Origin of the sequence: Kaistella sp. PBT33-4, from assembly GCF_029194425.1 — a bacterium.
In the GTDB taxonomy this organism is placed as follows: domain Bacteria; phylum Bacteroidota; class Bacteroidia; order Flavobacteriales; family Weeksellaceae; genus Marnyiella.
Genome location: NZ_JARFYL010000001.1, coordinates 329,453 through 341,997, shown reverse-complemented (window position 1 = coordinate 341,997; position 12,545 = coordinate 329,453). Strand labels below are relative to the sequence as shown.

The following is a 12,545-nucleotide window of genomic DNA, read 5'->3' as shown; positions in this document are numbered from 1 at the left end:
TTTCAAATTAGTTTAAGTATTTCCTCAATAGCGTCTTTACCCCTGTTTTTGGCATAATACACCTGCAGGTCATTATAAAACTGCTCACGCGGATAAGCTGCTTCGTCCGCCTTGAATTTAGCCAGCAACTGGTTGCCGTATTGTGGCCGTGGGCCCCAGACTGCAGTTACGTTGAACTCTTCATCCAGGACGAGAACCTTAGGAATGGACTGTGTTCCATTTGTTAAATACTGATTGATCAGTGTAGTGTCGGAATCCCTCAGAAAAATCCTGACCTGCACGCCGGCTGCATCAAAAAATTCAGCAACTGCCGGAACCGTAGCACTTGCGTCACCACACCAGGGTTCAGAAATAATTAAAATCCGGCCTTTGAACTGCTTAGCCTTAAAGTTCTCAAGCAATTCCGCATCAGGCTTAAAGGTCTTGAGTGTGCGCTCCATGCGGTGCAGCCCCAGTTCATAATATTCAAAATAGTCATCTTTTTCTGATGTCTCGGTAGCACGGCGCTGGGCCTCGTCCATATATTCTTCAAAAGACAGTGCGGTTTGCCAGTATTTTTCCATTTTAATTCCTGTTTATCAATTAATTGCTAAAATTAAATCTTCCTGAGTTTATTGATGAGATAAAGGTCTGCCAGCACAAAGGCGGCAAGGTTTTCCACGATAGGCACGGCGCGCGGTAAGACACAGGCATCATGACGTCCCCTTCCCTCTACGGTTACAGTATTCCCGTGTCGGTCTACACTTTGCTGGTTCCGCAACAGGGTAGCCACTGGCTTGAAAGCCACACGGAAATAGATGTCCATCCCATTTGAGATACCACCCTGTATTCCACCGGAAAGATTGGTCTTAGTACTGAAATCTTCATTAAAAAGATCATTATGCTCTTTACCGGTCATTCGGGCGCCGCAAAATCCGCTTCCATATTCAAAACCTTTTGCGGCATTGATGTTCAGCATGGCCTTAGCAAGTTCAGCCTGTAGTTTCCCAAACACAGGTTCGCCTATGCCGGCAGGCATATTACGGATAACACAGGTAATGGTTCCGCCAATCGTATTGCCTTCTTTTTTTATTTCCTTTATCCGGCTGATCATTTTTTCAGCTGTAACGGGATCAGGACAGCGTACATCACTTTCATCTGTTTTTGACAGGTCCAGGTCCTGATAGGGTTTTTCGCAAAAAATGTCACCAACTGAAGAAACATAAGCCTCAATTGTAACTTCAGCAGGCAGAATTTGGCGTGCTAAACTTCCAGCCACGACCCAGTTTACTGTTTCACGTGCTGAGGATTTGCCGCCACCGCGGTGATCCCGGATCCCGAACTTGCGGTCATAAGTGAAATCGGCATGGCTGGGCCTGTAAGAATGGGCCAAATGCTCGTAATCCCCGCTTTTCTGATTATGATTTTCAATGATAAATCCAATGGGTGTGCCTGTGGTTTGGCCATCAAAAATCCCGGAAAGAAACTGTACCTTATCACTTTCCTTTCTTTGGGTGACAATATTAGACTGCCCGGGTTTCCGTCGGTCCAACTGATGCTGCACCATTTCAAGATCAGCGGACACACCCGCCGGAAAATTGGTGATGATGCCGCCATATGCCGGCCCGTGACTTTCACCTAAGGTGCAAAGCGTTAAAAAATTCCCCAGATTGAACATAGTACAAAGTTAAGGAAAAGTTGGATGCGGATGCATGAGTGCAGGGCCGTCCGGAGGAAGGGATTAAAAAAAGGACCGCTGCATGCGGCCCCTGTACTTAAAATGTTCTTATTATTGTGGCATACGTCCCTGCTTCTTATCAACCTGTCGTCCGATTACATAACCACTGGCACCACCAATGATACCACCAACTACGGCGCCACCACCTCTGTTTTTCTTGTTAAGCAAAGCACCAGCTGCGGCACCTGTTACAGCACCTACGACCGTACCTTTGGCTGTGTGACTCATTCCCTGTCTTTGGGGAGCCTGCTGAACGGTACCTGCATTACCGGAAGATGATCCGCTATTGCTGGAGTAACGAGGAGTATTATCCACGTAAACAGTTCTGGTCTCACGTACTACATTGGTTTTGGCTGATGCTGCGGAGGCCTGTCTTGCCTGTTGCACCTGGGCAACACTGTCAGCTTTTTTCTGTGTTTCGTACGCCATTCTTTCTTTCTCAATAGCCAGTTTTTGCTTTTCAATCTCTAACTGACGCTGCTGAAATTCTATTTTCTGCTGCTCAAGAGATTTCTCGGCTAATTTATCCTCTTTTTGACATGCGGTAAGCATCATGATTGACACTGCACCTGCTGCTATTATATTTTTCATAACTTTAATTTTAAATGCAACTTTTCTATTTTCAGATAAAAGTATGCCAAATGTGAAACCAAAGCAGTGTTAACAGAATGTTAAATACTTTAAATGTTCATAAAATAAAAAAACCAACAGTTTAAAACTGCTGGTTTAGAGGTTCCTAGCGGATTCGAACCGCTGTACGTGGTGTTGCAGACCACTGCCTAGCCACTCGGCCAAAGAACCATTTTGGTGTGCAAATATAGGGTTTTATTTAAATTTAAAAAAATTATTTCAGAAAATATAGGGTAAGCCCCCTGCATCACTAAGTTTTGCAGTCTTAAATGGCTTGTTACCTGAAACTTTTTGCCAGCTCCACACTCACCCCGTCCATTTCACCCTGCATTGGTGGATTAGTCTTGGTGAGTTTTATGCGGATATATGTTAGCTGGTTAAATTCGTCCTGAAGTCTGTTGATAATCCTTGCAGTTACATGCTCCAGCAATTTTGAGGGGATTTTCATCTCCTCATGAATTACGGAATTTATTTCCGCATAATTAACGGTGTCAGCCAGATCGTCGGTTGCCGATGCCTTCCAGAGATCCGCATGCAACTCCACATCCAGCAAATAATAGGTGCCGGTAAGCGTTTCCTCCGGAAGCACACCATGGTAAGCGTAGATCTTCAGGTTTTCCAGCAGTATTTTTGAGGTCATAGGCTCTTTCTTCTGTTTTATAAATAGTTATCCTATAATTCACGGAGATCAGCTGTGAACAGACGAACTCATCACTGAATCATCAAATCATTGAACCATGGAATCAGATCACTTTATCGTCTTGCTCATTTCAAGCATGGCCTCAATAGGTTTTAATGCCTTAAGGCGCAACTCTTCATCAATCAGAATTTCAGGTAACTCATACTTCATACACAGATAAAGTTTTTCCATTGTATTCCGTTTCATATAAAAACATTCGGAGCAGTTGCAGCTTTCATCAAAAACCAATGCAGGAATAAGCTCTTTGTGCGGGGCACGCTTTCTCATCTCATGCAGAATTCCTTCTTCAGTAGCTACGATAAATTTCTGACTGTCATCTTTTTCCACATAATTAAGCAGTGCCGAAGTTGAACCGATAAAATGTGCCAGATCAAGAACGGCAGATTCACTTTCGGGGTGGGCAATAAGTTTTGCATCTGGGTTCTGAGCAAGTTGTGAGGCAATCCTTTCCATGGAGAAAGCTTCATGAACGATACAGCTGCCGTCCCAGAGAATCATATCGCGACCGGTCTTCTTGGTTAACCACGCACCCAGATTCTTATCCGGAGCAAAGATGATAGGCCTGTCCTGCGGAAGGGACCGGATAATGGTTTCGGCATTTGAGCTTGTTACAATTATGTCGGATTCTGCTTTGGTCTCCGCGTTACAGTTGATGTAGGTAGCAATAAGCGCATCAGGATATTTGGCACGCATAGCCCGCAGACCTTCACCACTACAGCCGTCTGCCAGTGAACAGCCTGCCTGGGTATCCGGCAACACCACTTTCTTGGTGGGATTCAGGATTTTGGCAGCTTCAGCCATAAAATGCACGCCACAGAAGGCGATCATATCTGCATCGGTATCCTTTGCCTGTCTGGCCAGTTGCAGTGAATCACCCAAAAAATCAGCAATGTCCTGGATGGCGGGTGGCTGATAATAATGCGCTAGGATGACGGCATTCTTTTCTTTTTTAAGGTCCATAATGGCCTGCACCAACGCTTCACCTTGCGGAATGACCACATTTTCTATGTTGAGAAATCCCCTGACCGGGAGATTTGCCTTTGCTTTATCTAAAAATTCGGTACTCATGCTAAAAATATTTAGGATTAGGATGTTTAAATGTATAATTAAAATCGTCAATGAACTTCTGAGAGCTGATGATGCGGCCATTTACTCCATCGGCTGAGTCATCGCTTCTATGAACTTCCAGGTCCAGAATCTCCCCGACTGTTGGGTGTACCGGAGCCACCAGATTGTATGTTTCACCGGCAGGTGGACTGTTCAAAACAGCTTCAACAGCAAGAATAATGTCCGTAAAATGGATGTGATTTGCCAACTTTTCCGGATCAGGCGGTGATTTGCTGCGGTAAAAGTTTTGCAGCGACCGTCCATCACCCATAATTCCGCCCAAACGAAGAACAATCGTTTGAGGATATTTTGCGGACACTATTCTTTCAGCGCTTACAAGATCTGCTCTCAGACCTTCCTTATTCTCCTCTGTGAAAACACCATTTTGCTGCGGATAAATTCCTGTAGAACTGAAAAAAACGGAATGATTTGTTTCCAGTTCCAGTTTCTTAAAGCCGGCATGCCAATTGGGGCTTGCTGCCGGCATACTGAAAATCACCGCATCCAGAGTCTCACACGCCGGAATTTCCTCAGTATTTGTAAAGTCAAACAAATACACCTCGGAAGCCACAGACTGCAGTTCCTGTACTTTCTCCCGACTGGTTGTGGTAACAATTAAATGATGTCCCTTCTGCTTCAGATAAGCAGCAAGCCTTACGCCAACCCAACCACAACCCACGATGGCAATTTTCATGAAGCCAGGAAATTTTCAATTACCTTAACTACGGCATCCTTGGCCACCTGGAGATCGTCATTAACCAAAATCTCATCAAACTGATCTTTATAGGTCATTTCTTCACCGGCTTTCGCCACACGGTTTACAATTGTTTCAGCATCGTCCGTAGCGCGAAGGTGCAACCGTCTCTCCAGTTCTTCAATGGACGGAGGCATTATGAAAATGGAGATGGCTTTATCATCAAAATACTTTTTCAGGGCAATTCCGCCTTTAACATCCACATCAAAAATGACCGTCTTATTCTCTTCCCAAATGCGCTCCACTTCAGATTTCAGGGTACCGTAATATTTGTCATTGTACACTTCCTCATACTCCACAAAAGCATTCTCAGCGATCCGTGTACGGAATTCGTCTGGGCTGATGAAATGATAATCTATACCATTTTTCTCCTCCCCTCGCGGACTGCGTGTAGTGCAGGAAACAGAAAACGACAGTTGCGGGAAGGTTTCCAGACAGTGTTTCACCAGGGTGGTTTTACCACTACCGGAGGGTGCCGAGAAAATAATCACTTTTTGCATCTTTCAGAATCAGTATTTTTATAAAACGTTCAGGGTTTGCTCTTTAATCTTCTCCAGATCATCCTTCATCATTACCACAAGCTTCTGGATCTCTGCATGGTTTGCCTTGGAACCCAGCGTGTTGATCTCGCGCCCTATTTCCTGAGAGATGAAACCTAATTTTTTACCGTTAAGGTTTTCGTTCTTCATAACTTCGGTATAGTACTTCAGATGCTGTACCAGGCGCACTTTTTCTTCTGAAATATCCAGTTTCTCGGTATAATAGGCCAGTTCCTGATAAAATCTTGTCTCATCAATATTTCCGAACTCTTTCAGCGTGTTTTGATAGCGCTCTTTCACTGCTTCCAGTCGGATTCCTTCATACGGAACCACCATGGAAAGATAGGTTTCTATATTATGAATATTCCGCTTAAGCTCTTCGTGCAGGATATCGCCTTCAGTCTTGCGGAATTCTTCAAATTTCGTTAATGCCTCGTCCACAAGTTCACTGATCAGGAGCCATTCCCTTTCGGTGACCTCCTCATTCTTTGCTGTTGTAGCGTCCGGCATCCTGATGGCCATTTTAAGGTACTCAAAGTCGGGACCGTCTGCGGCTACCGCTTTTAGCTGAGCCATATATGATTTTACAAGTTCCGAATTAATGCTGGTATCACCGGTCACAGCGGTAGTCTCCAGGTTGATGTAACAGTCCACTTTACCACGCATAATGCGGTCGTTCAACACCTTACGGATTTCAAACTCCTTTTCTTTGTATCGCTGCGGCATCTTGATATTAAGGTCAAAAGCTTTACTGTTCAGCGATTTGATGTCAACTGTAATTTTTCTGCCTTCTAAGACCCCTTCGCTTCTGCCGAAGCCGGTCATGGATAAAATCATAGAATGTAATTAGGTAACAAAGATAAAGATTATTGAGGGAAACTGCGGACCCGGCGCGGCTAATTCGGGAATGTGCATTTCTGAAAAAAATTAAGGAAATTTGCAGCGTGAAAAAGTTAATTTCCATCGTTGGGACTACAGGAATTGGGAAAACCACGCTTGCCATCAATATTGCAAAATATTTCGGCACCGAAATCATCTCCTGCGACTCGCGGCAGTTTTTTCGTGAAATGCCCATTGGCACGGCCGCGCCCTCGCCTGAAGAGTTGGCTGCTGTACCTCATCATTTCATCGGAAACCTCTCGGTAAAGGATTATTATTCCATTGGTCAGTATGAGCGGGACGCTCTTCAACGGATTTCTGAACTTTTCGGAAAGCACGATGTTGCGGTGCTGGTGGGTGGCAGCATGATGTACGAAAAAGCCGTCATTAAAGGACTGAACAGTCTGCCGGAGGCCGATGAAACGAATCAGAAAAAACTGGAAGCCCTGTTTAAAGAAGGTGGAATTGCTGCATTACAGGCCTTACTTCAAAAAGAAGACCCTGCTTACTTTGAAATTGTGGACAGAGATAATCACCGCCGGCTGCTGCGCGCGCTGGATGTGATTTGGCAGACGGGGAAAACGTACACTGAAAATATTGCGGAGCCAACGGATCCGCGCGATTTTGAAGTGATCCGTATCGGTATCGAGGCTCCGCGTGAAATCATTTATGAGCGCATCAACCAACGCGTGACGCAGATGATGGAGAAGGGGCTGCCGGCAGAGGTTCAGTCACTTCTTCCGTACCGGGACCTCACCGCACTGCAAACCGTGGGATATACAGAGCTTTTCAGATATCTTGATGGTGAATGGACGCTTGATGTTGCACTTGATGAGGTCAGGAAAAATTCGCGCAGGTTTGCCAAAAGACAACTGACCTGGTACCGTAAAGAAGAGGATATACATTGGGTAAACTACGAAAATTCACTGCAGGAATCCTTATCTTTGCTGTTGAATCACAACATCAAACCAAAAAACTGAAAGTAATGGCAAACACTCCTTCCAATATGCTTGAGTTGGGCACTAAGGCTCCCTTCTTTGAACTTCCTAACCCTTCACACTCCAACGAACTTCAGTCGCTGGATGAACTGAAAGGTGAAAAAGGAACTCTTGTAATTTTTATGTGCAACCACTGTCCCTTCGTTTTACATGTAATTGATAAACTGGCGGAACTGTACGAGGATTACAATGATAAAGGAATTGAGTTCATCGCGATCAATGCGAATGATGCTGAAAAGTATCCCGCTGATGCTCCGGAGAAGATGGCCGAGTTTCAGGTGGAGAGAAAATTTGACTTTCCATATCTGTACGATGAAAGCCAGGCCATTGCAAAAGCTTATAATGCAGCCTGTACCCCGGATTTCTACTTTTTTGATGACAAACTGGATCTTGTTTACCGCGGTCAGATGGACGACAGCCGGCCGGGTAACCAAAAGGAAGTTACCGGCGAGGATTTGATCGTTGCTTTTGAAAATCTGCTTGCCGGAGCACCTCAGGAAGAAATGCAGCGGCCCAGTATGGGATGTAATATCAAATGGAAATAAAACTGAACGCACCCGATTGGGTGCGTTTACTTTATCTGAAAAAAGGATTATACTGTTTTTCAAAACCTATGGTGGTAGGATTACCGTGCCCGCTGTACACTTTGGTATCGTCGGGAAGGGTAAAGAGCTTTTTGCTGACACTTGCGATCAGCTGTTCATGATTTCCCTTATATAAGTCCGTCCGACCGATGCTGCCTTCAAAGAGTACATCGCCGGAAAGAGTCAGACCGCTTTCTTTACTGTAATAGGCAACACTTCCGGGGGAGTGGCCCGGCACATGAAAAACTTCCAGTTGATCTTCACCCAGGGAAATCATCTCTTTTTCATTCAGGAATTTAATTTCTCCGCTGAAAGGTTTAAAAAAGAAACCGAAACGGTTGGCATCCATAGGATTGCGGTCCAAAATCTCCTTTTCAATTTCGTGCAGCATCACGGGAACTTTATAGGTATCGTGTGCCCACTGCAAACCCAGCACATGGTCGATATGCGCATGGGTCAGCAGAATATTCTGAACGGTTAAGCCATTTTCGCCGATAAAATTCTGAAGTTGCTGTGTTTCTGCATCACTGAAATTGCCGGGATCCACAATAAAAGCATGCCGTTCGTTATTATAAATGATGTAGGTATTTTCTGAGAAAGGATTAAAGACAAAAGATTTTATATGAAGCATTGCTTTGTTTTATAAAAAGCAAAAATACGAATATCTGTAAGAGTGGAGAACCACCCCCTAACCAGTTGGTGTAATTTTCGTTATCTTCGTGGAGATGAAACCATTAACTATAACCTTACTGTTTCTGTCGGTTTTTATTTTCGGGCAGGACATCCGCAGTATACAGCTTTTCAACCCCCAAACCAACGATGAAACACCTGTAATTGGCTTTAATGAAAGACTCATTCTGAAGTTTGACGATTTTTCCAATTCCAGCACCGCTTACAGATACACAATCCGGCATCTGGACCGGAACTGGAAGGACGACGGCCTTTTTTTCACGGAATATGCACAGGGCAGCCTGAACGCGCTGATCGATGATTTCAGATACTCATTCAACACTTTACAGAAATATACCAATTACACGCTTACCATTCCAAACGAAAAAATAAAACCAAAGATCTCAGGTAATTACGAGCTGGTGGTTTATACCGACAGTGCCAGCAGGCCGGTGTTCACAAAGAGATTCTCAGTCACTGAATCTGCGGCCGAAGTAGGTGTATTGGTAGGCCGAACCACCGACGCCCGGAACCCGCAGATCAACCAGAGGGTTGAAGTGCAGGCCAGCGGTCCGGCTCTGCTTCAGAATTTGAATTCCGTAAGTCTTTCGGTGGTGCAGAACAACAATATAAATATGTCTCTTAATAATCTGAGACCTACGACAACTTTGGGTAACCGCATAATGTTCCAGCAGATGAACCTTGCATTCCCCGGAAACATGGAATTTTATTATTTCGACAATAAAATAATTGATCAGGCAATAGACATGGTATCAGGCACGGAGCAGATTGACGGAACCAACTATACTTATCTTCATCCCGTATGGGCCTATCCGGAGAACTATCAGTATCAACCTGATGTAAACGGCGCTTTCTATTTCCGCAGAAATGATTTGGGTATTGAGCGGAATGCCGACAATGAGGCCGATTATTCCTGGGTACATTTCACCCTGGAATCGCACAAAATGGATAAAGACATCTTTGTCCTGGGTGCTTTTAACGATTTTAAACCGGGGAAAGAAAACCAGATGATATATGATGAAGGAAGAGGAATGTACGTTGGCAGGATATATTTGAAACAGGGTTTCTACAATTACATCCTGGCCACAAGGCCTCCCGGCGGACAGTTAAACTTCGGCGAAATCAACGGTAATTTCTGGCAAACCGAAAACCTGTACCAGGCGTACCTTTACTACACTCCTTTTGGCCGAAACTATGACGGTCTTATAGGTTACGGCGAATTCAGAACGCCTGTTCGCTAACTCAGACCAGAAAAAAATCTTCCAGCCGCTCTTCGCAAAGGGTCTTCACTACTTCAATCCAGCGGTCTTCATCGTTAAGACACGGAATATAGTGGAAATTTTCGCCTCCGGCATGCATGAATTCCTCTTTGCCTTCCACGGAAATTTCTTCCAGCGTCTCCAGACAGTCCGAAACAAAGGCGGGACACACGATCGCGAGATTTTTAATCCCTTTCTTCGGTAAGTTTTTCAGAGTTTCGTCGGTGTAAGGCTCAATCCATTTATCGTTGCCCAATCTGGACTGAAAGGTAACAATAGTTTTCTCCTTTGGGATATTTAGCCTTTCAATGACTGACTCCGTAGTTTTGAAGCACTGGTGCCTGTAACAGAACTGATGACTGGGATTGGTATCGCGTGAACAGCAGTCGTTCAGGTTGCAGGTTTTGGTAGGATCCGTTTTATAGATATGCCTTTCCGGAACACCGTGATAGGAAAACTGCAGCGCATCATAATTTTCAGGCAGCTTTTCGCGGATGCTTTCAGCCAGACAGTCAATATAAATATCACGGTTATAGAAAGGCTGCACATAATTGATTCTGACTCCCGGGAAGAACTTTTTCCGGACCTCTTCGGCTTTTTCTACAACTGTTTCCGTAGTACTCATGGCATACTGTGGGTAAAGCGGGAACAGCACAATATCGGTAACGCCCTGCTCAGTAAGGCTGCGGATACCGTTTTCAATGCTGGGTTCGGCATATCTCATACCTATTTCCACCGGCACATCCACAAGCTTCTGTAATTTTGTCTGAATCTGTTTGGTTATAACAATCAGCGGTGATCCTTCCGGTGTCCAGACCGTTTTATAGGCTTCAGCAGACTTTGGCGGCCGCGTGCGCAGGATGATTCCCTGCACGAGCAAACTCCGGAAAAACCATCTGTAATCAATCACTCTTTCGTCCATCAGAAATTCATCCAGATACTCTTTTACATCCTGGACATCTGTAGATTTCGGAGAACCCAGATTAACAAGTAAAATACCTTTGCGTGTAGGCATTCCTGACGCCTGACTGTTGATATCCTGCAATTTTTTATTTTTAATGTTTTGGAGACTTAATTTCCTGATGGTTCTGAAAGTATTTTCATCAGGAGGTATAGAAAAATAGGACTTGGAAAAGTGGCTGTTAACCGTTCACGGCCTCCACCTGCTCCACAAGTTCCGGAACAAACTGTTTCAGCAGGTTTTCAATTCCGCCTTTCAGTGTGGCCGTAGAGCTTGGACATCCTGAGCATGCGCCCTGAAGCAACATCTTAGCTGTTTTGGTAGAGGCGTCGTACTCTAACAGGGAGATTTTACCGCCGTCATTTTCAACTGCCGGCGCTACATATTCATTCAGAATGTCAGAAATTTTCTGCTCCTGGTCCGTATATTCCCTTTTGATGATATTTTCAACGGGACTTTCATGTTTCTGTGCTGTAATATTGGAAATGGAGCCGCCATTCTGAAGGTACTCGGCAATAAAAGCGCGAACGGCGACCATTACTTCATGCCACTGCACCGATTCATCCCTTGTTACTGCCACAAAATTATCAGAGATGAAGACTTCCCTGGCAAAATCAAATTCCTCAAACACGGCTTTAGCCAGTGGAACGTCTAAATCCTGGTCCCTGCTCTTCACTTCCACAAACCCATCCAGCAGCAGTCGGCTCGAAACAAATTTCATTACATTTGGATTGGGAGTCATTTCAGCATAAATCTGGTACATCTCCTTTCTCTTTTGAAGATAGATGCGTGGATTGGCCAGTAATTCATCCTCGATGACATTCTTAAGACTTTCGGCCACCATATCCCACTCTACACTGTCCTGTTTGGCCACAGCGATAAAATTGGCTGTAATAAAGATCCTGTCTACGAAAGGATAGTTGAAAAGTTCCTGTGCCAGCGGAATTTCTGATATATCTGAAGACCTGTCCAGTTCCAGAGAACCCGGAATAAGGTTGTAGTCGGCTACAAACTTCATCACTTTCGGGTTTTCGGTAGGCTCTATAATTATTTGTCTCATTTTATTCTTTAAATTTGAATGTACAAAAATACAGATTATTAAGCGGCTTACAGAATCCGGCATTTAGATATTTTCAATTCCGCTGTAACCATCTTTCAATTAAGAAAATTCATAATGGCTTTAGTAAAAGAACTTTTGGGTAAGAGTCCACAAATAGGCGATAACACCTTTCTGGCAGAAACTGCAACCATCATTGGTGACGTGACAATGGGTAAAGACTGCAGCATTTGGTATAATGCCGTAATCCGTGGCGATGTTCATTATATAAAAATGGGCGATAAAGTAAATGTACAGGACAATGCCATGCTGCACTGCACTTACGAGAAATATCCGCTGATTATCGGTAACAATGTTTCCATTGGCCACAACGCAATCGTTCACGGCTGCCACATTAAGGATAATGTACTGATCGGTATGGGAGCCATTGTTATGGACGACTGCACCGTAGAAAGTAATTCCATAGTAGGAGCAGGTTCCGTGGTGACCCAGGGAACCCACATTAAATCCGGTGAAGTTTGGGGCGGAATCCCGGCCAGGAAAATAAAGGACATTTCTTCTGATCTGCTGGAAGGCGAAGTAAACCGCATTGCCAACAATTATGTAAAATACTCCGGGTGGTATAAATAGGATTACTGCTGCAAAATTTTCTAGGTAATGCGAACTGAGG

The 12,545-nt window shown here is 44.4% G+C and carries 15 protein-coding genes and 1 tRNA gene; 4 read left to right on the top strand and 12 right to left on the bottom strand.

Annotation, left to right across the window (positions count from 1 at the left end; all coding sequences use genetic code 11):
- Positions 1 to 2 precede the first annotated feature (2 nt).
- The 9 genes from P0M11_RS01585 to P0M11_RS01545 all read right to left on the bottom strand — a co-directional run bounded on the left by P0M11_RS01585 (position 3) and on the right by P0M11_RS01545 (position 6,284).
- A complete protein-coding gene (locus P0M11_RS01585) occupies positions 3 to 563 on the bottom strand; it encodes a thioredoxin family protein (protein WP_187695230.1) in 561 nt (186 codons plus the stop codon).
- A gap of 32 nt (positions 564 to 595) precedes the next feature.
- A complete protein-coding gene (aroC, locus tag P0M11_RS01580) occupies positions 596 to 1,657 on the bottom strand; it encodes a chorismate synthase (protein ID WP_275624147.1) in 1,062 nt (353 codons plus the stop codon).
- A gap of 111 nt (positions 1,658 to 1,768) precedes the next feature.
- Positions 1,769 to 2,308 (bottom strand): glycine zipper domain-containing protein, encoded by a 540-nt coding sequence (locus tag P0M11_RS01575; RefSeq protein ID WP_275624146.1) that lies wholly within the window; start codon positions 2,306 to 2,308, stop codon positions 1,769 to 1,771.
- Between the two features lie 139 nt (positions 2,309 to 2,447).
- Positions 2,448 to 2,518 (bottom strand) — tRNA-Cys (locus P0M11_RS01570).
- A 106-nt stretch (positions 2,519 to 2,624) separates the two neighbouring features.
- Positions 2,625 to 2,987 carry a dihydroneopterin aldolase gene (gene folB / locus P0M11_RS01565; RefSeq protein ID WP_275624145.1) on the bottom strand — a complete coding sequence of 121 codons (363 nt, stop codon included), beginning with the start codon at positions 2,985 to 2,987 and terminating at the stop codon, positions 2,625 to 2,627.
- A gap of 108 nt (positions 2,988 to 3,095) precedes the next feature.
- On the bottom strand, positions 3,096 to 4,115 hold the full coding sequence (gene nadA, locus P0M11_RS01560; protein WP_275624144.1) for a quinolinate synthase NadA: 1,020 nt from the start codon (positions 4,113 to 4,115) through the stop codon (positions 3,096 to 3,098).
- A gap of 1 nt (position 4,116) precedes the next feature.
- Positions 4,117 to 4,848, bottom strand: a complete 732-nt coding sequence (locus P0M11_RS01555) for a Gfo/Idh/MocA family oxidoreductase (RefSeq protein ID WP_275624143.1) — start codon at positions 4,846 to 4,848, stop codon at positions 4,117 to 4,119.
- Positions 4,845 to 5,408 carry a guanylate kinase gene (gmk, locus tag P0M11_RS01550; RefSeq protein ID WP_275624142.1) on the bottom strand — a complete coding sequence of 188 codons (564 nt, stop codon included), beginning with the start codon at positions 5,406 to 5,408 and terminating at the stop codon, positions 4,845 to 4,847. The genes P0M11_RS01555 and gmk overlap by 4 nt, the downstream gene beginning before the upstream one ends.
- 18 nt (positions 5,409 to 5,426) lie before the next feature.
- A complete protein-coding gene (locus P0M11_RS01545; protein WP_275624141.1) occupies positions 5,427 to 6,284 on the bottom strand; it encodes a YicC/YloC family endoribonuclease in 858 nt (285 codons plus the stop codon).
- Positions 6,285 to 6,391: 107 nt separating this feature from the next.
- Here P0M11_RS01545 and miaA point away from each other — a divergent pair, with 107 nt between their 5' ends.
- Together miaA and P0M11_RS01535 are read left to right on the top strand one after the other, a co-directional pair.
- Positions 6,392 to 7,306 (top strand): tRNA (adenosine(37)-N6)-dimethylallyltransferase MiaA, encoded by a 915-nt coding sequence (gene miaA / locus P0M11_RS01540; RefSeq protein ID WP_275624140.1) that lies wholly within the window; start codon positions 6,392 to 6,394, stop codon positions 7,304 to 7,306.
- 5 nt (positions 7,307 to 7,311) lie between these two features.
- Positions 7,312 to 7,869: a thioredoxin family protein gene (locus P0M11_RS01535; RefSeq protein ID WP_275624139.1), complete on the top strand. Its 558-nt coding sequence runs from the start codon at positions 7,312 to 7,314 to the stop codon at positions 7,867 to 7,869.
- Positions 7,870 to 7,900: 31 nt separating this feature from the next.
- On the opposite strand, the gene P0M11_RS01530 is transcribed toward P0M11_RS01535, so the two are convergent.
- Positions 7,901 to 8,539, bottom strand: a complete 639-nt coding sequence (locus P0M11_RS01530; protein ID WP_275624138.1) for an MBL fold metallo-hydrolase — start codon at positions 8,537 to 8,539, stop codon at positions 7,901 to 7,903.
- 94 nt (positions 8,540 to 8,633) lie between these two features.
- Here P0M11_RS01530 and P0M11_RS01525 point away from each other — a divergent pair, with 94 nt between their 5' ends.
- Positions 8,634 to 9,839 (top strand): type IX secretion system plug protein domain-containing protein, encoded by a 1,206-nt coding sequence (locus tag P0M11_RS01525; protein ID WP_275624137.1) that lies wholly within the window; start codon positions 8,634 to 8,636, stop codon positions 9,837 to 9,839.
- 1 nt (position 9,840) lies between these two features.
- Here P0M11_RS01525 and hemH read toward each other — a convergent pair whose 3' ends face one another.
- On the bottom strand, positions 9,841 to 10,872 hold the full coding sequence (gene hemH / locus P0M11_RS01520) for a ferrochelatase (protein WP_275624384.1): 1,032 nt from the start codon (positions 10,870 to 10,872) through the stop codon (positions 9,841 to 9,843).
- A 127-nt stretch (positions 10,873 to 10,999) separates the two neighbouring features.
- On the bottom strand, positions 11,000 to 11,878 hold the full coding sequence (locus tag P0M11_RS01515; RefSeq protein ID WP_275624136.1) for a NifU family protein: 879 nt from the start codon (positions 11,876 to 11,878) through the stop codon (positions 11,000 to 11,002).
- 114 nt (positions 11,879 to 11,992) lie between these two features.
- Here P0M11_RS01515 and P0M11_RS01510 point away from each other — a divergent pair, with 114 nt between their 5' ends.
- Positions 11,993 to 12,505 carry a gamma carbonic anhydrase family protein gene (locus tag P0M11_RS01510; RefSeq protein ID WP_275624135.1) on the top strand — a complete coding sequence of 171 codons (513 nt, stop codon included), beginning with the start codon at positions 11,993 to 11,995 and terminating at the stop codon, positions 12,503 to 12,505.
- The last annotated feature ends 40 nt before the right edge of the window (positions 12,506 to 12,545 follow it).